This window comes from Microbacterium memoriense (assembly GCF_025398275.1).
GTDB lineage: Bacteria > Actinomycetota > Actinomycetes > Actinomycetales > Microbacteriaceae > Microbacterium > Microbacterium memoriense.
Map to the genome: position 1 here is coordinate 162,958 of NZ_JAODOR010000003.1, position 21,334 is coordinate 184,291.

Annotated in this window: 19 protein-coding genes and 1 tRNA gene; 13 read left to right on the forward strand and 7 right to left on the reverse strand. The window is 67.6% G+C overall.

The window, feature by feature from the left end; genetic code table 11:
- Window positions 1-201 precede the first annotated feature (201 nt).
- The 3 genes from N4R40_RS02430 to N4R40_RS02440 all read right to left on the reverse strand — a co-directional run bounded on the left by N4R40_RS02430 (window position 202) and on the right by N4R40_RS02440 (window position 2,977).
- Window positions 202-399: a hypothetical protein gene (locus N4R40_RS02430; protein WP_261605775.1), complete on the reverse strand. Its 198-nt coding sequence runs from the start codon at window positions 397-399 to the stop codon at window positions 202-204.
- 110 nt (window positions 400-509) lie between these two features.
- Window positions 510-1,424 carry an Ltp family lipoprotein gene (locus N4R40_RS02435; RefSeq protein WP_261605776.1) on the reverse strand — a complete coding sequence of 305 codons (915 nt, stop codon included), beginning with the start codon at window positions 1,422-1,424 and terminating at the stop codon, window positions 510-512.
- 101 nt (window positions 1,425-1,525) lie between these two features.
- Window positions 1,526-2,977: an HNH endonuclease signature motif containing protein gene (locus N4R40_RS02440; RefSeq protein WP_261605777.1), complete on the reverse strand. Its 1,452-nt coding sequence runs from the start codon at window positions 2,975-2,977 to the stop codon at window positions 1,526-1,528.
- 216 nt (window positions 2,978-3,193) lie between these two features.
- Between N4R40_RS02440 and N4R40_RS02445 the strand changes: the two genes are divergently transcribed.
- Together N4R40_RS02445 and N4R40_RS02450 are read left to right on the forward strand one after the other, a co-directional pair.
- Window positions 3,194-6,565, forward strand: coding sequence for a DEAD/DEAH box helicase family protein (locus tag N4R40_RS02445; protein ID WP_261605778.1), 3,372 nt, complete (start codon window positions 3,194-3,196; stop codon window positions 6,563-6,565).
- A 70-nt stretch (window positions 6,566-6,635) separates the two neighbouring features.
- A complete protein-coding gene (locus N4R40_RS02450) occupies window positions 6,636-7,016 on the forward strand; it encodes an MmcQ/YjbR family DNA-binding protein (protein WP_261605779.1) in 381 nt (126 codons plus the stop codon).
- A 29-nt stretch (window positions 7,017-7,045) separates the two neighbouring features.
- Here the strand turns inward: N4R40_RS02450 and N4R40_RS02455 are convergent, their stop codons facing one another.
- Window positions 7,046-7,675 carry a hypothetical protein gene (locus N4R40_RS02455; protein ID WP_261605780.1) on the reverse strand — a complete coding sequence of 210 codons (630 nt, stop codon included), beginning with the start codon at window positions 7,673-7,675 and terminating at the stop codon, window positions 7,046-7,048.
- A 198-nt stretch (window positions 7,676-7,873) separates the two neighbouring features.
- On the opposite strand from N4R40_RS02455, the gene leuA reads away from it, so the two are divergent.
- Window positions 7,874-9,631: a 2-isopropylmalate synthase gene (leuA, locus tag N4R40_RS02460; RefSeq protein WP_261605781.1), complete on the forward strand. Its 1,758-nt coding sequence runs from the start codon at window positions 7,874-7,876 to the stop codon at window positions 9,629-9,631.
- Between the two features lie 126 nt (window positions 9,632-9,757).
- Here leuA and N4R40_RS02465 read toward each other — a convergent pair whose 3' ends face one another.
- Window positions 9,758-10,444 carry a trimeric intracellular cation channel family protein gene (locus N4R40_RS02465; RefSeq protein WP_261605782.1) on the reverse strand — a complete coding sequence of 229 codons (687 nt, stop codon included), beginning with the start codon at window positions 10,442-10,444 and terminating at the stop codon, window positions 9,758-9,760.
- 37 nt (window positions 10,445-10,481) lie between these two features.
- Between N4R40_RS02465 and recO the strand changes: the two genes are divergently transcribed.
- Genes recO through N4R40_RS02480 form a run of 3 tightly spaced genes read left to right on the forward strand, consistent with a single transcriptional unit; the run spans window position 10,482 to window position 12,723 of the window.
- The gene (gene recO, locus N4R40_RS02470; protein ID WP_261605783.1) at window positions 10,482-11,210 is read left to right on the forward strand and encodes a DNA repair protein RecO; all 729 of its coding nucleotides are present in this window, start codon (window positions 10,482-10,484) and stop codon (window positions 11,208-11,210) included.
- Entirely contained in the window at window positions 11,207-12,028 is an 822-nt protein-coding gene (locus N4R40_RS02475; protein ID WP_261605784.1) for an isoprenyl transferase, read from the forward strand. Before recO ends, N4R40_RS02475 begins: the two co-directional genes overlap by 4 nt.
- Window positions 12,029-12,057: 29 nt before the next feature.
- On the forward strand, window positions 12,058-12,723 hold the full coding sequence (locus N4R40_RS02480; RefSeq protein WP_261605785.1) for a DsbA family oxidoreductase: 666 nt from the start codon (window positions 12,058-12,060) through the stop codon (window positions 12,721-12,723).
- Here the strand turns inward: N4R40_RS02480 and N4R40_RS02485 are convergent, their stop codons facing one another.
- A complete protein-coding gene (locus N4R40_RS02485) occupies window positions 12,724-13,227 on the reverse strand; it encodes a glutathione peroxidase (RefSeq protein ID WP_261605786.1) in 504 nt (167 codons plus the stop codon). It abuts the gene before it with no gap.
- A gap of 62 nt (window positions 13,228-13,289) precedes the next feature.
- Between N4R40_RS02485 and dusB the strand changes: the two genes are divergently transcribed.
- The 6 genes from dusB (at window position 13,290) to N4R40_RS02515 (ending at window position 19,623) form a co-directional block, all read left to right on the forward strand.
- Entirely contained in the window at window positions 13,290-14,462 is a 1,173-nt protein-coding gene (gene dusB / locus N4R40_RS02490) for a tRNA dihydrouridine synthase DusB (RefSeq protein ID WP_261605787.1), read from the forward strand.
- The gene (locus N4R40_RS02495; RefSeq protein ID WP_261605788.1) at window positions 14,452-15,873 is read left to right on the forward strand and encodes a deoxyguanosinetriphosphate triphosphohydrolase; all 1,422 of its coding nucleotides are present in this window, start codon (window positions 14,452-14,454) and stop codon (window positions 15,871-15,873) included. Before dusB ends, N4R40_RS02495 begins: the two co-directional genes overlap by 11 nt.
- On the forward strand, window positions 15,873-17,726 hold the full coding sequence (dnaG, locus tag N4R40_RS02500; protein WP_261605789.1) for a DNA primase: 1,854 nt from the start codon (window positions 15,873-15,875) through the stop codon (window positions 17,724-17,726). Before N4R40_RS02495 ends, dnaG begins: the two co-directional genes overlap by 1 nt.
- 33 nt (window positions 17,727-17,759) lie before the next feature.
- On the forward strand, window positions 17,760-18,524 hold the full coding sequence (locus N4R40_RS02505; protein ID WP_261605790.1) for an ATP-binding cassette domain-containing protein: 765 nt from the start codon (window positions 17,760-17,762) through the stop codon (window positions 18,522-18,524).
- Between the two features lie 81 nt (window positions 18,525-18,605).
- Window positions 18,606-18,678 (forward strand) — tRNA-Asn (locus tag N4R40_RS02510).
- 117 nt (window positions 18,679-18,795) lie between these two features.
- On the forward strand, window positions 18,796-19,623 hold the full coding sequence (locus tag N4R40_RS02515; protein ID WP_261605791.1) for a serine hydrolase: 828 nt from the start codon (window positions 18,796-18,798) through the stop codon (window positions 19,621-19,623).
- Between the two features lie 25 nt (window positions 19,624-19,648).
- Here the strand turns inward: N4R40_RS02515 and def are convergent, their stop codons facing one another.
- Window positions 19,649-20,215 (reverse strand): peptide deformylase, encoded by a 567-nt coding sequence (gene def, locus N4R40_RS02520; protein WP_261605792.1) that lies wholly within the window; start codon window positions 20,213-20,215, stop codon window positions 19,649-19,651.
- A 45-nt stretch (window positions 20,216-20,260) separates the two neighbouring features.
- Here def and N4R40_RS02525 point away from each other — a divergent pair, with 45 nt between their 5' ends.
- Window positions 20,261-21,325: a DMT family transporter gene (locus tag N4R40_RS02525; protein ID WP_261605835.1), complete on the forward strand. Its 1,065-nt coding sequence runs from the start codon at window positions 20,261-20,263 to the stop codon at window positions 21,323-21,325.
- The last annotated feature ends 9 nt before the right edge of the window (window positions 21,326-21,334 follow it).

Below are 21,334 nucleotides of genomic sequence, written 5' to 3' on the forward strand. Positions count from 1 at the left end.
ACCACCTAGCGAGTTGTACGCCATGCCCGGTCAACGGGAGGGTGACCTCTCTCAATGGGTCGTCCGGGTCGATTGGTGAGATCCGGATTCTCCCGTTCGCGGGGTGCCGAAGCGCGCGCACGACAACCGGACCGGGGAGTGACCGCCGGATCGTCTCTTCGATGCGGGCGGCAAACTCGCTCGCTTGGCCAAGCACGAAGGTCAGTCGGTGAGGTCGTCTTCGCCGAGGAGATAGGCGAGGGAGTCGAGTTCGTTCCGAAGACCCCACTCGCGATCCGTGAGAACGCCGCCTTGGGCGCGACTGCGGAAGTCGCCGTACGTCACCAAGGCAATGCTCTGGAGAAGTTCGTCTCTGCGCGTAACCAACTGCTCGGTCGTCAACTCGATCACAGGTGCCATGGCCGTTCCTTCCACTTGTCTGTCACACTATTCCACCTGGCACCGACACGGCCGAGGCTCGCGCTGAGGGCGGCCGCTGCTGCACGCGACGACCGCCCCACCGCATCCGGTCAGTACCCGACGGCCGCGAGGGCGTGGTTCGCTTCGTCGGCAGTGAACTGGCCGCCGTAGGCACTGGTGAGCTGATCGAACAGCCCCTGCCGCGAGAACGACGTGAGATTGAGGTACGACTGCGCCGATTCGACCGCTTCGGCGTTCCAATCGGCGCCGACGGTGTCGGCGGCCCAGGTCGCCACATCCACGGGGTAGCCGGACCCGTACTCGCTCGACATCTGATCGATGAGGCCCTGGCGCGAGAAGCCGGTGAGGTCGAGATATGACTGCGCCTGGCTCAGAGCGTTCTGCTGTTCCAGCGAGTACACCGGCTTCGGCGCTTCGGCAGTGACCGACACCGCCGTTCCGAGCTCAGCCTTCAGCCCGCCCGTCGGACCCTGCGACGTGATGATCCAGTCCTCACCCACGCCGGCATCGGCGGTCAGAGTGAAGCCGGCGCCTTCGATGAGCGCTCGTGCTTCACCGATCGTCTTGCCACCGACCTCCGGCACCGCGACGGTCGTGTCGGGTTCTTCCTCAACGGGCTCGGCCGTCGGCGTCGACACGGCGGCGACGGGTGCATCCGCGCCCGCGAGGTCGTCGGCGTCGCTCCCACTGCTGATCGCCCCACCGATCGCGGCGACCAGCAGCAGCACGCCGAGAGCGATCAGCGCCCACTGCCACCATCTCAGGGCGCGCAGGCCGGGCTTCGCGGTTGCGAGCACAGCGCCGGTCGGCATCATGGTGGTGCTCGTGCGCTGCGAGGGGCGGGCGGACCCGTGCGGTGCCGTCGGTGCGGGGCTACCGGAAGCTGCGGTTACCTGCTCCGTCCAGCGGGCGCCGTCCCAATAGCGCTGCGCGGACGAGTTCTGCGGGTCGGGGTACCAGCCGGCGGGCGGCAGGGACGAGGACGGGGTGACGTTGTCAGACATGACAGAGCCTTCTGTTCGTGCGAGGCGCATCCCCCAGGGATCGCGCCACCGGCCGTTGGCCAGTAGAGCAGTACACAGGAGACCTCCGACATTGCGCCCCGTCAGGTCTGCAGCACGGCGTTCAGGAGGCGGGTGGGGGACGTGGTCGCAGGCCGCCATCGTTGGAGCGGATCGATCCACGCGGGTGCGAGAAGTTCGGGGACACCGCGGTTCATTCGGATGCGCCAACCGCAATGATCGAAGAACCGATGATGAGGCCAACACAAGAGTCCGCCGTTGTCGGTATCGGTCGGCCCGCCTTCGGAATATTCGGTCACGTGGTGGATTTCGCACCATGCCGGCGGTACTCCGCATCCGGGGATGAGGCAGCCGCCGTCGCGAGCCGCGATCGCCCGCCGCTGGTGCCGGTTGAACACGCGGTCCTCGGTGCTGATCGACTGGATGCGGCCGGTCTCGCTCAGCACCACCCGTTGGATGACCCCCGCGCACCCGGCGTGGCTCGCGGCGGTGAGCGAGACCGGGTAGTCCATGCCGTCGAGATAGGCGCTCCCGCGGCCGGCGAGCAGATCTTCTTCGCGCGCGGTGACGACGAGCGTGGGAGCCGCGCCGCCGATCGTCGGCAACGACTCGGATGCCGCCGCCACACCGAGCACCATCGCCAGCACATCGTGCATCTTCTGCGCACGGGTGCGGGTGTCGACGACGGTCAACGACTCGAGATCGCCGTTGTCGGTGCCGGAGGAGGGAGTAGGCGCCTCCTCGACGAACCGCACACCGCCGGGGAGCCCGGCCGGATCGACGCGCGGATGCAGGGTCGCATCGGCGATGCGCCGGAACTGTGCGGCAACCTCGGGCATGAGCATGCCGCGCACCGGGACGCCGACATCGGTGGCGACACCGAACGTGAGGCCGCGCTTGCGCATCGATGTCGACTCACGCGGCTCGCTGCCGTCGGGGTCGAGTGCGACGGCCCATACCTGCGCTTGCACGCGCAGCAGGTCGGCGCAGGCAGGAGGCGCAGCATCCGGCCCCTCGCCACGCGCCTCGGCAGCGAGCACGGCGTCGGCGACGAGGAGAGCGTCACGCGAGACGCGGGACCCCAGGGTGATCAGGGGCGCGGCGACCGCGAGCGCACCGTCGAGACCCACGACCCCGTCACCCAGGGCAGCGCGCAGTGCCGGCAGCGTCGGCTCGAGCAGCTCACCGGAAACCAGCGATGTGTCCTGGTGCACGGCCTTCGCCGCCTTGAGGTAGCGGCCGGCGGTGACCGGCGAGAGGAGAGTGGCGCGTTGGACGAGTTCGGACATGCTGTGGCACCCGAGCCGGTACGTCATCCGCACCTCGCCCATGGGTGTCTCGTTGCGCTCGACGATCTCACCGATGGCCTCGACGGTCACGGCGTCGATGAGGCGTTGCACCCGGCTGGCGGCGGAGAGCACCGCGACCAGTTCGTCTTCATCGGCCAGCCGCAAAGCATGGTTGGAAACCACGGCAGCCGCGACGGAACCGGCGAGCTCATCGAGCTTCGCGAGTGTCGCAGCTAGTTCGTTCATACGTTCGATTTTACGAGAGGCCTCCGACATTGTGACGGAGTTATCCCCAGATAAGACCCGGAAAACGGTGAAACTGCGAGAAGGGCCAGTTCGTGCCGCATCCGCCGCGAAATCAGCCGCTTGCACCCCGCGTCCGGCACCGTCGGCAGGGTTCGCTAGCATCGGGACAACGGGCAGGGGCCGGCCTTGCCGATGGGTGGAAAGACGGCGTCAGGCGTGGGGAACTTCGACTTCGCGAAGGAGCGGTGGCCGCAGCTGTGGGATGCGGCACGTCGCGCCGAGGAATACATCAAGGCCGATCCGCGAACGGCGGCCGCGCAGACACGTCGCGCGGCAGAGCTCTTCACCCAGTACATCTACGACGTGGAGAGGTTGACCCGTCCCTACGACGCGAACTTCGCCCGACTGATCGAGGACCACGACTTCATCGAGGTCGTGAGCAAGGCGCTCAGTGCCAGGCTCGAGGTCATCCGCCGCATCGGCAACCGCGCGGTCCACCGCGATGAGGACGTCCCGCACGCGACTGCACGCACTGCGCTCGAGGGTCTGCACGTTGTCTTCCTCTGGATGGACTTCACCTACGGAGACCCGGAGGCGGCCGAGCCGTCGGCGTTCGACTGGAACGCCGTCCCTCCCGCCCCCGCACTGGTCATCACCCGCACCCGGGAGCAACTGGCCAAGGCCCAGGACCAACTCGAACAGCGCGATGCCGAGCTCATCGAGGCGCGCGAGCGGGATGCCGTGCTCCGCGCCGAGCTCGAGGCTCTGCGCGCCGAGCTTGCCGCGAACAAGGCGGCGAACACGATCACCCACGCGGGCACGATCGACCCGGCGACCGCGACCGAAGCCGAGACCCGCGCGGAGTTGATCGACATCTTGCTCGCTGAGGCGGGCTGGCCGCTCACCGAGGCGCGCGACCGGGAGTGGCCGGTCTCCGGCATCCCCAGTGCGTCCGGCTCGGGACGTATCGATTACGTCCTGTGGGGCGATGACGGCAAGGCGCTCGCCGTCGTCGAAGCCAAACGCACCCGCGCGAGCGCGAAGGAAGGTCGCACCCAGGCGAGCCTCTACGCCGATGCGCTCGAGGCCGACACCGGGCAGCGACCGATCATCTTCTACACCAACGGCTACGAGCACTGGATCTGGGATGACCGGCGCTCCGCACCGCGCCGCATCTCGGGGTTCTTGACGAAGGACCAGCTCGTCCTCGCCATTCAGCGCCGCACCTCGGTGAAGCCGTTCTCTGCGGTGCAGATCGACCGCGACATCGCCGCGCGCCCCTACCAACTCGCGGCGATCCGCGCCGTGACCGATGCCTTCACCGACGGACGCCGTCGCGCACTGCTCGTCATGGCCACCGGCACCGGCAAGACCCGCACGGTCATCTCGCTCGTCGACGTGCTGCAGCGGGCGAACTGGGTCAAACGCGTCCTGTTCCTCGCCGACCGCACGGCACTGGTCACGCAGGCCGTCGGCGCGTTCAAGACGCACTTGCCGGACAGCGCCCCGGTGAACCTCGTCGAGGACAAGACCACGGACGGTCGCGTGTACGTCTCGACCTACCAAACGATCATGGGCGTCATCGATGCGGGGGAAGACGACCTCCGCCGGTTCGGGCCCGGCTATTTCGACCTCATCATCGTCGATGAAGCGCACCGGTCGATCTATCACCGCTACGGCGAGATCTTCGACTACTTCGACGCGCATCTCGTCGGTCTCACCGCGACACCGCGAGCCGAGGTGGACCACAACACGTATCGCCTCTTCGAGCTGGAGGACGGCGTCCCCACCGAGGCGTTCGAGCTCGATGACGCGATCGCGGGCGGGTACCTCGTTCCGCCGGTCGCGCGGCCGATCGACCTCGGATTCATCCGTCGCGGCATCCGCTACGACCAACTCAGTCCCGCCGAGCAAGAAGAATGGGATGCCCTCGAATGGGAGGGTGGCGAGATCCCCGACGAAGTGGATGCCGCGGCCATGAACCGCTGGCTCTTCAACGCCGACACCGTCGACAAGGTGCTCGAGGTGCTGATGGAGCACGGCATCCGCGTCGCCGGAGGCGACCGCCTCGGCAAGACGATCCTGTTCGCGAAGAGCCAAGCCCACGCCGTGTTCATCGAGGATCGGTTCAACGACAACTACCCGCACCTTCGCGGGCACTTCGCGAGGATCATCACCCATCACTCGGGTCCCTACGCACATCACCTGATCGGCGAGTTCTCGACCCCCGACAAGGCCCCGCACCTCGCGATCTCGGTCGACATGCTCGACACCGGCATCGACGTGCCCGACGTCGTCAACCTCGTCTTCTTCAAGCCCGTCCACTCGCAGACCAAGTACTGGCAGATGATCGGCCGTGGCACGCGTCTGCGCCCCGACCTGCTCGGTCCCGGGCGTGACAAGTCCGAGTTCATCGTCTTCGATGTCTGCGGCAACATCGAGTACTTCAACCAAGAGTTGCCCGAGGCATCCACGACCCGTCCGCGCGGCGTGAGCGAACGACTGGTGTCGGAACGGTTCGCACTCCTGGGCCGCCTCGGCGAGCCCGACGCGGATCTGCGCGAGTCGCTCATCACCTGGCTGAGTGCACGCGTTGCGGGGATGAACCGCGACAACTTCCTCGTGCGTCGTCATCTGCGCGCCGTTGATCGGTTCGCCGATGCGGAAGCGTGGCGGCGACCGTTCACCCCTGACGATGATGCGGCCGTCGATGAGCTTTCGGCTCTGCCGTCGGCAGCAGACACCGACACCGATGAAGCCGCCAAGCGGTTCGACCTGCTCATCATCGCGGCGCAGCAATCGCGCGCCGCGGGTGAGAGCGTGCCACCCGCGCTCGTCTCGCGGCTACGTCAACTTGCCGGCCTCATCGGAGAGCAGCGCGGCGTGCCCGTTGTCGAGACGCAGCGGTGGTTGCTCGACGCTCTCGCCGACCCGGAGTGGTGGACAGCGGCATCCGTCGCTCAGCTCGAAGACGTGCGGGTGCGCTTGCGCGGACTTCTCGTCCTCATCGATATCCGTCACCAAGCGCCGGTGTACACCGATTTCGAAGACACCCTCGGGGAACAGCGCGAGCTCGACTTCGCCCGCGTGTCGGTCGGGCTCGACCGGCGTGCGATCCGCGCGCAGCTGCTCGCGTTCCTGCGCGAACACGACCAGGTCGTCGCGCTGCACAAACTCCGCACGGGCCGCGCGCTGACCGAGTCCGACCTCGCCGAACTCCACCGCATTCTGGTGGAGACCGGCGGAGTGGATGCCGCGACGCTCACCGCGAGCGCACACGAAGCCCAGGGCCTCGGACGGTTCATCCGGTCGATCGTCGGGCTCGAACGCTCCGCCGTCGAAGCGCTCGTCGGCGACTTCATCGCAGGCCCCGGCTTCACGCGCAGTCAGCAGGCGTTCGTCGATCTCGTCGTGAGCGAGCTCACCGTCGAGGGGCACCTGGACACGAAGCGCCTCTACGAGGACCCGTTCAGTGGTGTGGCACCGCAGGGGCCGGAAACGATCTTCACCGAGGCGCAGATCACCGATCTGATCGAGCGGATTCAGCTGCTCGACCGCTCCGCCGATCCCGTTCCCGCGACGGCGTGACACTCGCCAAACGATCGGGGCGCATCCGCGGCTCTGCTGCCTCGCTTGTGATCTTGACGTTGGAGAATCTATGAACGAGAAACCTCCGCAGACGTATGCGAGGAAAAGAGTGCAGGAACTCCCGGGTGCAGCACTCGAGCGCCCCTTCGGCCCGGAGTGGGACGTCTTCAAGGTTCGCGGCAAAGTTTTCATGCTGTTGACCGAGGTCACGGGGGAACCGATCGTGATCCTCAAGACGGCACTGGAGGACGGTAAGGCGCTCCGTGAAGAGCATGATGACATCACGCCGGGTTATCACATGAACAAACAGCACTGGATCACGCTGCACCCGGGCGGAAATCTGTCACAGTCTCTCGTCGACGAGCTGGTGACCGAGTCGTACCGGCTCGTCGTGGAGAACCTGCCGAGGGCCAAGCGCCCCGTCGATCCGGCGACCTTCGGTCGGTGGTGAGTCCAGCTGTGCACCCGGGCCTGCGGGGATCACCCGATCGGTCGGAGCGCCGACGTGACGACGACGACGTCCTCGCCGAATTCGGCGTCCGCGGCATCCTGCCACGTGCCGTCGTCCCAGACGACCGAGATCCAGAGCCGACCGTCGCGGGGACCCGATACGAGGTAGTCCGCACCGAGTCGATCCGGGAGCGTATCTTGAATCGCGACGAGGTCGGCCTCGCTGCCGCGGCCGGGGCGACCTCCCGTCGGGTCTTCGCTCTGCATCGGGTCGTACAGCGCGAGCAGAACGGGCGGCTGGGTCACGGTGATCGCCGACCCGTCGTACGTGCCCTGCACGGCGTAGGCGCCCCAGGTGACGTCGCCCGAGTTCTCCTCTCCGTCGACCGCGTCCCAGCTCCAGTTTTCGAGCGGAACTCCGCTGCACTGCGGGGGATACGACTCGGCGACACCGCCGAGACACAGCTCCGCACTGCCGGCTCGATCCATCACGGTTCCCTGCCCGATCACCTCGCCCTCCGGGAGAGCGGGGGCGAGAGCTCCCAGTGCCGCGGTGCGATCCGAGCCGGGAGATCCGGCATCCGCCACCGTCGCGCACGCGGACAGGACCGCGCCGGCAACCACGATCACGACGAGGGAAGCGAGACGAGGAAGGGTCATACCTCCACAGTGTCGGCACTGCAGGTATCGTCTCGCCCGGCGCGCGGGAGGACGCCCACCGGGTGTACGCTTTTTTCATGCGCTTCAGCGGCACCCTCCTTCTTAGCCGCCGCGACGAGACCTCGGTTTAGGGCCTCCCTCGTCGCGGAGCTTCGTCGTTGGCCCCTACGACCAGACGAAAGATAGAAGCGACACATCATGGACAATCACCAGAAGCCGTCGGCCATGCCGATCCACAAGTACCGTCCGTTCCACGAGCAGATCACGGTTGATCTGCCGGATCGCACCTGGCCGGACAAGCGCATCACGCAGGCACCCCGCTGGTGCGCCGTCGACCTGCGCGACGGAAACCAGGCACTCATCGACCCGATGAGCCCCGAACGCAAGCGCATCATGTTCGACCTGCTCGTGGGTATGGGCTACAAGGAGATCGAGGTCGGGTTCCCGAGCGCGAGCCAGACCGACTTCGATTTCGTCCGCCACCTGATCGAAGACGGCGCGATCCCCGACGACGTGACGATCCAGGTGCTGACGCAGGCGCGCGAGCACCTGATCGAGCGGACATACGAGTCGATCACCGGGGCGAAGCAGGCGATCGTGCACCTCTACAACTCGACGAGCGTGCTGCAGCGTGAGGTCGTCTTCCGCACCGACCGCCAGGGCATCATCGACATCGCGCTCGAGGGAGCGCGCCTCTGCCGCGAGTTCGAGAAGCGCATCCCCGAGACGAAGGTCTTCTACGAGTACTCGCCCGAGTCCTATACCGGCACCGAGCTCGAGTTCGCGCTCGACGTCTGCAACCAGGTGATCGAGGTGTTCGAGCCGACGCCCGAGCGCAAGGTGATCATCAACCTGCCCGCGACGGTCGAAATGGCCACGCCGAACGTCTACGCCGACTCGATCGAGTGGATGAGCCGTCGCCTCGCGCACCGCGAGAACGTCATCCTGTCGCTGCACCCGCACAACGACCGTGGCACGGCGATCGCTGCGGCGGAGCTCGGATACCTGGCCGGCGCCGACCGCATCGAGGGATGCCTGTTCGGCAACGGGGAACGCACCGGAAACGTCGACATCGTCGCGCTGGGCATCAACCTGCTGACGCAGGGCATCGACCCGCAGATCGACTTCGGCGACGTCGATCACGTCAAGCGCACCGCAGAGTACTGCAACCAGCTGCCGGTGCATGAGCGCAGCCCGTGGGCGGGCGACCTGGTCTTCACCGCGTTCAGCGGCTCGCACCAGGACGCGATCAAGAAGGGCTTCGAAGCGATGGCCGCCACCGCCGACGAGCGCGGCGTCACCGTCGACGAGATCCACTGGGCGGTTCCGTACCTGCCGATCGACCCGAAGGACCTGGGCCGGTCGTACGAAGCGGTCATCCGCGTCAACTCCCAGTCGGGCAAGGGCGGCGTCGCCTATCTGCTCAAGAGCGACCACGCGCTGGATCTGCCGCGCAGGCTCCAGATCGAGTTCTCCGGTGTCGTGCAGGCCAAGACCGACGCCGAGGGTGGCGAGGTCTCGAGCGACCAGATCTGGGCGATCTTCACCGACGAGTATCTGCCGGCATCCGCCGCGGACGAGAAGTGGGGTCGGTTCGAGCTGCTCTCCACGCGCACGCAGAGCGACATGTCGGGGGATGTCTCCCTCGACGTCACACTGCGCGACGGGGACGAGCAGGTCCCGGCTACCGGACACGGCAACGGCCCGGTCGCGGCGTTCCTGAGCGTCCTGCAGGAGCGCGGGTTCGACATCTCGCTCTATGACTACGTCGAGCACACGCTCAGCGCCGGCGGCGATGCGCAGGCCGCCGCGTATGTCGAGTTGCAGGTCGACGGCGAGCGCCTCTGGGGCGTCGGGATCGACGGCGACATCTCGACGGCATCCCTCAAGGCGATCGTGTCGTGCGTCAACCGCGCGATCCGCACGCGCGAGCACTCCGCCCTCGCCACCGTCTGACCCGGCCTCGCGGCCCCCGCTCCGGCGCCGAAACACCGGCTGTGCACCGAGACCTCTGATTGCAGCGGGTGTCTCGGTGCACACTCGGTGTCTCGTGGATGGTCGACGCGCCGGGCCGCGCCGCGGTCAGGGGCGGATGATGGGGATCGCCGACGTCTCCACCGCGACCTTGCGGCGGTAGAGCGCGCGCTGTTCGGGCAGGGAGATGTCGAAGATCACGGCCAGCAGGCGGATGACGGTGGTCACCACGATGCAGGCGATCGCGGCGGCGGCCAGCGGCGCGCCGAGAGCGTGGGCGCCGACGAGGACAACGCAGCCGGCAGCGGCGGCGACCGCGTAGAGCGAACCGACGTGCATGATCGCGACGGGCAGCCCCATGAAGACGTCGCGCAGGATGCCGCCGCCCACCGCCGCGCACACCCCGACGAACACGGCCGGCACCTCCGGCAGCCCGATGGCGAGCGCCTTGGCCGTTCCGAACGCGCCGAAGAGGCCGATCACGAGGGCGTCGAGCGCGACGATCACCTGGTTGAGCTTCTGGAACACGTTGGCCAGCAGCATGCCGACCAGGGCCGCCGCCACCGCCGTCAGCAGATACCAGTTGCTCTGCAGGGTCGCCGGTGTGACGTTCAGCAGCAGGTCACGGATGAGTCCGCCGCCCATCCCCATCACGATCCCGATGATCGTCACGCCGAGGAGATCGAGCCGGCGCTGGCCGACGAATCCCGACGCGAACAGGGCACCCTGCACGCCGCCGAGTCCGACGGCGACGAGGTCTGCCCACAGGGGGATCATGAAAAGCGGCTCTGTCACGCCTCTCATTGTCCCCGGTGGCGGCGATAATCGTTACGTGCCCACTTACCGCGACGAAGTCGTGGTCCTGCGTACCCACAAACTCGGGGAAGCGGATCGCATCGTGACGATGCTCAGCCGCCGTCACGGCAAGATCCGCGCCGTTGCCAAGGGTGTCCGCCGGACCTCGTCGCGGTTCGGTGCGCGCCTGGAGCCCTTCATGGTCGCCGATGTGCAGCTCTACGAAGGCCGCTCGCTCGATGTCATCCAACAGGCCGAGTCGCTCGGGTCCTACGGGGCCGAGATCGCGGTGCACTACGACCGGTACACGGCCGCGCACGCGATGGTCGAAACCGCTGACCGACTCAACGAAGCAGAGTCCACGCCGCAGCAGTATCTGCTGCTCGTCGGGGGCCTGCGCGCTCTCGCGCAGGGAGCGCACGCGTCGCGTTCGGTCCTCGACTCGTATCTGCTCCGCGCGATGGCGCTCTCGGGCTGGGCGCCGGGGCTCGGCGACTGCGCTCGCTGCGGCCAGGTCGGTCCTCATGACTTCTTCGTCGCACAGCTCGGTGGCACGGTCTGCCGAAACTGCGCTCCGGCGGGCTCGGCGCGCCTCCGCCCCGAGACGGGCGACCTTCTGCGGTCGCTGATCGCGGGGGAGTGGGATGCCGTGGATGCCGCCTCGGATCCCACCACCGCGTCGGCCTCCGGACTCATCGCCGCTTACGCGCAGTTCCACTTGGAACGCGGCATCCGCTCGCTGTCGCACCTGGAGGGTGCTCGATGATCTTCCCCGGCCGCACGCCGAAGCCCTACACGCACCGCGACGCCGTGCCCTACCGCGCGCTCGACTGGACCGGCATCCACCCGCCTGCCTTCCCGAACGGCGGTGTACCCGAACACGTCGCGATCGTCATGGACGGCAACGGCCGCTGGGCCAATCGGCGCGGTCTCACCCGCATCGAGGGTCACCGCGCCGGCGAAGAAGTGCTGCTGGATGTCGTCGCGGGTGCGATCCAAGCGGGTGTGAAGCACCTCAGCGTCTATGCCTTTTCGACCGAGAACTGGAGCCGTTCCCCGGAGGAAGTCCGCTTCCTGATGGGCTACAACCGCGATGTGCTCCACCGGCGCCGTGATCAGCTCAACGAGTGGGGCGTGCGGATCCGCTGGGCGGGCCGCAAGCCCCGGCTCTGGGGATCGGTCATCAAGGAACTGCAGTTCGCGCAGCAGCTGACGGCGGGCAACGACACGCTGACCCTCACGATGTGCATCAACTACGGCGGCCGTATCGAGCTCGTCGACGCGATGCGGCGGATCGGCGAGGACATCGCCGCCGGTCGCCTCAAGCCCTCGGCGATCACCGAGAAGACCATCCGTCGCCATCTCTACATTCCCGACATGCCCGACGTCGACCTGTTCCTCCGATCCTCCGGAGAGCAGCGCACCTCGAATTTCCTGCTGTGGGAGTCGGCCTACGCCGAGATGGTCTTCCTCGACACGCTCTGGCCGGACTTCTCGCGCACCGACCTGTGGGGCGCGATCGAGACCTACCTGCGCCGCGACCGTCGCTTCGGCGGCGCGGTGGACACCCCCACCGGGGAATAGATCCGGCACCCGCGCTCGTTACGTCTGTCGTGACGGATGCCATCAAGATCGACGTGTGGAGTGACATCGCCTGCCCCTGGTGCTACATCGGGAAGCGCAACCTGGAGAACGGGCTGGCCGTCGTGGCCGAAGATGCCGATGCTCCGCAGGTGGAGGTGACCTACCACTCGTACGAACTCTCGCCGGATACCCCGGTCGACTTCGACGGCGATGAACTCGACTTCCTTGCGGGTCACAAAGGCATGCCGCGCGAAAAGGTGCAGGAGATGCTCAACAACGTCACCGGCGTCGCCGCGGGGTCCGGCTTGGAATACCGGTTCGACCTCCTGCAGCACACGAACACGGTCAAGGCGCACGAACTGTTGCACTTCGCGAAGGCGCAGGGCGCCCAGCACGCGATGGCGGAGCGACTCATGTCCGCCTACTTCACCGAGGGTCGACATGTCGGACGCATCGACGACCTCGTCGCATTGGCGGCCGAGGCCGGCCTCGATGCGGATGCCGCACGCGACGCGCTCGAATCGGGGCGCCACCTCTCCGACGTCCGCGCCGATCAGGCGCAGGCGCAGGCCTACGGCATCCAGGGCGTGCCGTTCTTCGTGATCGACGGGAAGTACGGCGTCAGCGGTGCGCAGCCCGCCGATGCCTTCGCGCAGATCACCCGCCAGGTGTGGTCGGAGCGCCAGCAGGCCTGATCAGGCGGGCAGGCTCGCTTCGATCGCCGCGACGACCTCGGGCGCGTCGGGTTTGGTCTGCGGACGGAACCGGTGCACGTCACCGGACGGTGTGATGAGGAACTTCTCGAAGTTCCACATGATCGGTCCCCGCGAGCCTTCGGCGTTCTTCGCCTTCTTCAACGCCTTGTAGAGCGGCGCGGCGCTTGAGCCGTTGACGCGGACCTTGTCCATCACCGGGAAACTGACACCCCACGTCATCGAGCAGTACTCGAGGATCTCCTCCATCGAGCCCGGCTCCTGCCCCATGAACTGATTGCAGGGGAATCCGACGACCTGGAGACCACGGTCACCATACGTCCGCTGCAGCTGCTCGAGCTGCTCGTACTGCGGCGCGAGGCCGCACTTCGAGGCGACGTTGACCACGAGAATCGCCTTCTCGCCGAAGTCCGCGAGGGTCTTCTCGCCCCCCTCCGCAGTCTGGAACGCGATATCACGGATATCCACGGTCGGTGTCTCAGCCATGTTCTCCACGATATGCCTGTGACGGCGCGACGGGCCCGATCTTCTCTGGGAGAATGGACAGGATGTCCACCACTCTCGCTCCTGCTCCGGCCGTTCCTCTGAGGATCGGCCCGATCACGCTCGACGCGCCCGTCGTGCTGGCGCCGATGGCCGGGATCACGAACACGGCGTTCCGGCGGCTGTGCCGTGAATACGGTGCGGGTCTGTACGTCAGCGAGATGATCACGACCCGTGCGCTCGTCGAGGGCAATGCCACGACCCGCCGCCTCATCCGGCATCACGAGTCCGAGACGCCGCGCTCGATCCAGCTGTACGGGGTGGACCCTGCCACGACCGAGGCTGCGGTGCGCATCCTCGTCGAGGAAGACCACGCCGACCACATCGATCTGAACTTCGGCTGCCCGGTCCCGAAAGTGACCCGCAAGGGCGGCGGCGCAGCCCTCCCGTGGAAGCTCGGCCTGTTCCGCGAGATCGTCACGCGCGCCGCGCGCGCAGCCGAGCACATTCCGCTGACGGTCAAGATGCGCAAGGGCATCGACGCCGATCACCTGACTTATCTCGACGCCGGGCGCATCGCGGAAGATGCCGGGGTCGCCGCCGTCGCCCTCCACGCGCGGACCGCGTCGGAGTTCTATTCCGGAACGGCGGACTGGGAGGCGATCGCCACGCTCAAGCGTGCGGTGACCGGCATTCCGGTGCTCGGCAACGGCGACATCTGGTCGGCGGCGGATGCGCAGCGCATGATGGCCGAGACCGGCTGCGACGGCGTCGTCGTCGGGCGTGGATGCCTCGGCCGCCCGTGGTTGTTCGGCGACCTCGCGCGCGGCCTCGGCGGGCCGGATGCCGCACACGGACAGCCGGTGGATGCGACCCTCGGGTTCGTTGCGGACGCGTTCCGCCGTCACGCCGAACTTCTCGTCGAGTTCTTCGAAGACGAAGGCCGCGGATGCCGCGACATCCGCAAGCACGTCGCCTGGTATTTCAAGGGGTATCCCGTCGGCGGCGAGACGCGGGCAGAGTTGGCGACGGCGTCGACCCTCGCCGAGATCGACGACCTGCTCGCGACCCTCGATCTCGGCGCGCCCTACCCCGGTGCCGCAGCCGAAGGTCAGCGCGGGCGCGCCGGCACCCCCAAGCGGCCGGCGCTGCCGGATCGTTGGTTGGAGTCGCGTGAACTGAATTCCGCCGAGTCCTCCGCGATCGCCGACGCCGAGTTGGATTCCAGTGGCGGCTGACGCGGGCGGCGTGGGGATCTCGGCGGGCCGGCCCTCCGGTTACGACGAGCGAGACGCCGCGCGCTTCCATCCCGAACAGCACCGCTCGCGCCGCGATGGGTTCGCGCGGGATCGTGCCCGTGTGCTCCACTCCGCGGCGCTGCGACGGCTGGCGGCCAAGACGCAGGTGCTCAGCCCCGCGAGTCCCGCCGATTTCGCGCGCAACCGTCTGACCCATTCGCTCGAGGTCGCGCAGGTGGGACGCGAGCTCGCGATCGCGCTCGAACTCTCGCCCGACGTCGTCGACACGGCATGCCTGAGTCATGATCTGGGTCACCCGCCGTTCGGTCACAACGGCGAGCGTGCGCTCAACGATTGGGCCGAAGACATCGGCGGTTTCGAGGGGAACGCGCAGTCGCTGCGGATCCTCTCGCGCCTGGAGCCCAAAGTCGTCGACGCCGAGGGGCACAGCGTCGGGCTCAACCTCACGCGCGCGAGCCTCGACGCGACGTGCAAATACCCCTGGACGGTCGAGCACGCCATTCCCGACCCCGGGGGGCGGCAGAAGTTCGGCGTGTACCCGGAGGACGAAGCGGTGTTCCGCTGGATGCGCGAGGGTGCGCCCGGGCGACTCCGCTGCATCGAGGCCGAGGTCATGGATCTCTCCGACGACATCGCCTACTCGGTGCACGACTTCGAGGATGCGATCCTCAACGGGTATCTCGATCCCCGCCGCCTGTCCGACGCACGCGAGCGGGAGGCGCTGCTGACGGCGATCCAGTCGTGGGTCGGATACGGATTCTCCCGGGATGAGCTGGGCGATGCGCTGTACCGCCTGACCCGCCTCCCGGAGTGGATCGCCGAGTTCGACGGCTCGCGCGCGGCCGTCGCGCGCCTGAAGAACCTGACGAGCGATCTCATCGGTCGATTCGCGCGCGCCGCGACGACCGCGACCCGCGAGCACTACGCCACCCCGGTGCTCACCCGCTTCGGTGGTCGCATGATCATCCCGCGCGTCATCGAGGTCGAGATGGCGGTCCTCAAAGGCGTCATCGGGGCGTTCGTCGTCTCGATCGAAGGACGCAAGGGTCTCTACAAAGAGCAACGACGCGTGCTCAAACGGCTCGCCACGGCTCTCTGGGAGCGTCCGGACGAGCTCGACGGTCTCCACGCCGAGGATTTCGTGGCTGCCCCGACGGATTCGGCGCGCCGCCGCGTCGTCGTCGACCAGGTCGCGAGCCTCACGGATCGTTTCGCGATCGAATGGCACGCGCGCCTCGTGGGGCCCGTCGACCTGCGTGAGCTCGGACTGTGGTCCTCGGATGCCCGGGTCACCGCGTCGCACGCCTACGCGCTCCCCGAGCCGATCGAAGGCTTGGGCCACGACATGGTCACCGGCGCGGGCGAGTCGCCCTCGGCAGCGGGGCACTGATGGCCCGCATCCGTCAGGCCGACGTCGACGAAGTCAAGGCTCGCACGAACATCGCTGACATCGTGGGCGAACGGGTTGCCCTGAAATCGGCCGGCGTGGGCTCGATGAAGGGCCTGTGCCCGTTTCACGATGAGCGAAGCCCCAGCTTCCACGTGCGTCCGCAGGTCGGCTACTACCACTGCTTCGGATGCGGCGAATCCGGCGATGTCTATTCCTTCCTCCGCGCGATGGATCACGTCTCGTTCACCGAGGCCGTCGAGCGCCTCGCGGGGCGGATCGGGTTCGCGCTCCATTACGAAGACGGGGGAGCGGCGCCGGAGACCAGCGGGCGGACGCGGCTCTACCAGGCCAATTCCGCGGCGGCGGAATGGTTCCGCGGACAGTTGTCCTCACCGGAGGCCGACGCCGCGCGCCGATTCCTCGGGGAGCGGGGTTTCGATGCGGGCGCGGCCGCGCACTTCGGTGTCGGCTACGCCCCGAAGGGCTGGAACGGCGTCCGCGACGCCATGAAGGCGCAGGGGTTCACCGACGACGAACTGACGACGGCGGGGCTCCTGTCGCAGGGCCAACGCGGCGTGTACGACCGCTTCCGCGGTCGGCTCGTCTGGCCGATCCGCGATGTCACGGGTCAGACGATCGGGTTCGGCGCGCGCAAGCTCTACGACGACGATCAGGGCCCGAAATACCTCAACACCCCCGAGACGCCGATCTACAAGAAGGCGCAGGTGCTGTACGGGCTCGACCTCGCCAAGAAGGACATCTCACGCTCGCATCGCGTCGTCGTCGTCGAGGGGTACACCGATGTGATGGCGTGCCATCTGGCCGGAATCACCACCGCGATCGCGAGCTGCGGTACGGCGTTCGGCTCCGATCACATCACGGTGCTGCGACGCGTCATGGGCGATGACACGGCATCCGGTGAAGTGATCTTCACGTTCGATCCGGATGCCGCCGGCCAGAAGGCGGCGCTGCGCGCCTTCGGCGACGAGAAGCGGTTCGCGGCGCAGACCTATGTCGCCGTCGGCCCGGATGGCTTGGATCCGTGCGACCTGCGTCTGCATCGGGGCGACGCCGCGGTCCGCGCGATCATGGACGACAAGACCCCGATGTTCGAGTTCGTGATGGACCAGCGTCTCGCCGGCTACGACCTCTCCACGGTGGAAGGGCGCGTGGGAGCCCTGCGCGCCGCCGCACCGATCGTCGCCGAGATCCGTGACCCGGCGCTGCGACCCGGCTACACGCGAGTGCTCGCTCGCAAGCTCGGCATGGACCTCAGCGAAGTCCGTCCCGCCGTCGAACGCGCCACCCGGGCCGCACGTGCGGCATCCGAGGCTCTCACGACGCCCCTCGCCCCTACGGCGGGCGAGGAGACACCCGTCGCTCGCGTCACGATTGCGTCGCTTCCGCGGACGGCCGACGTCGCGCTGGAGCGCGACGCGCTCATGGGCGTGCTCCAGTACGGGCACTTGCTCGATGCAGCCGAGACGGATGCCGCCCTCGCCGTCCCGATGTCGCACCCCGCATTGGATGCCGTGCGGCTCTCGATCGCCGCACAGTCCGACCGCACACGTATCGGCTGGGCTTCCACCGCCGTCGAAGCCACCCGGGAACCGTTCCGCTCGCTCGCCGTCGAACTGCTCACGGCGACCTTCCCCGCGCTGACCGAAACCGAGGCGGAAGCCTCGGCGCGCTCGCTCTGCCTGCGGCTGCGGGTCCGCGCCGTCGACCGCGAGAAACTCGATCTTCTCGGCGCCATCCAGCGCGTGCCGCCCGACTCGGAAGAGGGGCGACGCGTCCGTGTCGCTCTTCGCGAACTCGACCAGCGGCGCCGTGGTCTCAGCGAGGAGAAGTAGCGCGCGGGGAGCGAACCGGGCAGGATGAAGCGCATGCCCCGCCTCGCCGATGACGCACCCGTGATCCGCGCGACCGACCTGTCTCTCGCCCGCGGGGGAGTGCGTGTCGTCGACGGCGCGACGTTCACGCTCCCGCGCGCCGGGGCGCTGGCGCTCATGGGCCCGACCGGAGCCGGCAAATCGAGCCTGGCCGCGATCCTCTCCGGCATCCGGCAAGATTCGCTCACCGTCGCCGGCGGCGATGCCACGGTCGAAGGAATCTCGGTGCGCCGCGGTGGTCGCAAACTCCGCGTGCGGGGCTATGTCACGGGTTATCTCGCCCAGGGCGCCGGGTCGAACCTTCCCGCGCGCTTGACCGTCTCGGAAGTCATCGGCGAGCCCATCACGGCTCGTGATCGCCGGGTCAACTCCCGCGCGCTCGCGATCCGTGTCGCCGGTCTCCTCGACGAACTGGAACTGCCGCTCGGTGCGGCCGCCAAATACCCCTACGAGCTCAGCTCCGGAATGCGGCAGCGTGTCGCCCTCGCCCGGGCCCTGGTCTTGCAGCCGCGACTGTTCGTCGGCGACGACCCGTACGCCAACCTCGATCTCGAAGTGCGCCGCGCCGCACGTGACGCGCTGCTGCGTCGTCGCGATGCCGACGGGATGGCGCTGCTCATCGTCACCAACGATCCCGAAGCGGTACGAGAACTCGACGGCGATGTCCTGGTTCTGCACGGCGGGAACACGGTCGGCTACGGACACGGCGCGGGAGAGCTGCTGTGGACGCCGGATGGTCGGGATCGTCTCGCCTCGTGACACGCGCGACGTGCGCCTCGCGTCGCGCGGACCTCTCGAGCTTTGCTAGGATGATCTGGTTGCCCGCTCGCGGGTGACTGATCCTCGGTAGCTCAATTGGCAGAGCAGCCGGCTGTTAACCGGCAGGTTCTTGGTTCGAGTCCAAGCCGGGGAGCGAAGGGCCCTGGACTCCACTCCGGGGCCCTTCTTCATTTCCCCACCATCGCGTGATCATCGCTTCGGATTCGCTGACAGAATCGGACCGTGGGCACAGCGAAGCGGCAACGACCGCATGAGTGATGTGATCGCCGCCGTGCACGCGCTCGAGCACCGCGGAGTGCGCTGGAGCATCCGCGTCACGCCCCTCGACGAGCCCGACGCGGCGATTTTCGAGCATAATCCCGACCGGGTACTGCCGACCGCGAGCGCCGCCAAGATCCTTGTGCTCGTGGCCGCGGCATCCGCGATGGAAAGCGGTGAGCTGGATCCTGCCGAACCGCTTTCCCGCTCGGTCGTGACGCCCGTGGCTGACTCAGGCATCTGGCAGTCGCTCGCCGCAGACACGCTCCCAGCCGCCGACGTGGCTCTTCTTGTCGGCGCAGCATCTGACAATTGGGCGACGAACGTCCTCCTCATGCGGCTCGGCGGCGTCGAGCGTATCCGCGCGATGGCCGCGGAGCGTGGCGTCTCCGATGTCGACCTCCACGACATCGTTCGCGACGTTCGTACGGCACAGGACCCGGCGACGCTGAGTTCAGGTTCTGCGCGCGGCTACACCGATGCTCTGGTGCGGTTGTGGACCGACTCGGGCCTTCGCCCCGCGGTTTCGGCGCGCGTTCGCGGGTGGCTGAGCGAGGGACTCGACCTCAGCATGGTGGGCGGCGCGTTCGGACTCGATCCGCTTTCACACCGCGAATCCGACCGCGGTTACCGTCTGGCCAACAAGACCGGAACCGACCTCGGGATCCGCGTGGACGTCGGAGTCGTCGCTGGCCCCGCGCGGAGCCTCGCGTATGCGGCGATTGCCAGCTGGACCGACGAAGCCGATCCCTCGCTGCGCGAGGACGTCCTCGCGGCGATGGGTCTGCTGGGTCAGACGCTGCGAACGCACGTCGACTGAGTGAGCGCCGGCCCGACGGCGGACGCTACGCGTCGAGGTCGTCGATGCCCGGAGTCCAGGCTTGGCCCGGCTTACCCCACCCGCGTTTGCGCGCGAGCTTCTGCACGGTCTTCCAATCGCTGTCGTCGAGCCGGTCGAGATAAAGGATGCCGTCGAGGTGATCGAACTCGTGCTGCATGATCCGCGCACGCCAGCCGTCCACCTCAATGCGCACCGGATTGCCGTCGAGGTCGGTCCCGGTCACGAGAACTTCATCGGAGCGGCGCAACGCAAATCGCTCGCCGGGGAAAGACAAGCATCCTTCCGATTCTTCATCGGGATCGGGAGCACCCGGCTCGAGAGGCCGCATCCACAGTTCGGGGTTGATGATCACGCCACGCCACGGAGCGCCGTCGTCGTCCGCGTAGGTGTAGGTGAAGATCCGCAGCGATACGCCGACCTGGGGGGCCGCCAGGCCCACACCGGGGGCGGCATCCATCGTGTCGAACATGTCGGCGACGAGCTCGCGCACCTCGTCGGTGATCGCCTCGACGGGTGCAGCGGGGGAGTGAAGGGCGGGGTCGCCCATGATGCGAATCGGAAGAACAGCCACGTCCTGAGCCTACCGATCGCCTTCGGCCGTTAGTGTCGAGGGGTGATGGATGCCGCCTCGACAATCGGAGATGTCACCGATCAACTGGTCGGCGTCTTCGACGATCCCAAGATCCTCATCGGCATCCCGCTGGCTCTTCTCGGTGCCGTTTTCATGTCGTTCGGTGCGCAGTATCAGCATCGCGGAGTGCAGAAAGTCGAACGCCTCACGCAGGTCAACGGTGGCAACGGGCTGACCGGCGCGCAACTCGTCAACCTGTTGCGGCGACCGTCCTGGGTGGCCGGGACCGTCATGCTGGGCCTCGCGATCGTGTGCCAGTTGGCCGCGCTGTCGTTCGCTCCGCTTATCCTCGTCCAGCCGCTCGGGGCGATCTCGCTCGTGATCACGACGTTGCTGAATGCACGCATCAGCGGTCATACGCCCACGAAGCGTTCGATCAGCGCGATTGCGCTGTGCGTGGGCGGCATTTTCCTGTTCGTGACGATCGCCGCGATCTATGCCACGGAGACGCCGGTCAGCGACGCGCAACTCGTGACGATTCTCGTGATCCTCGCCGTTGTCGTGGTCGCTTTGGGCTCGCTGTGGTTCTGGCTGCGTCGCCGCGCGAACGCCCTGTTCTACATCGTCGGCGCCGGCATCATCTACGGCTTCGTCGCGACGCTCGCGAAGGTCGTGATCAGCCGCATCCAATCGGGTGACTTCGAGTGGCTCACCGTGGTGTGTGTCGTCGCCCTCATCGCCGGCACTGCGGTCGGCGCGTACTTCGTTCAGACCGCCTATGCGTCCGGCCCGCCCGACCTCGTCATCGCGGGGCTCACCGTGATCGATCCGATCGTGGCGATCATCATCGGGCTCGCCGTTCTGCAGGAGGCCGCCACGGCTCCGTGGGGAGCTTTCGTCGGGTTCGGGTTCGCTGGGCTTCTCGCGATCGCGGGCGTCTTTCAGCTCGCGCGCTATCACCCGCAGATCGTCAGCGACAGCCAGGAGATCCCGATTCAGCGCGGTAGCGACGGGCAGCCCTCCACCGGATCGATCCGCATCACCGAAGCGGTATCGAGGGTCTGGCCCGATCCGCCGACGCGCGATCGTGACGGTCGTTCACCCCGGTAAAGTCGAAGG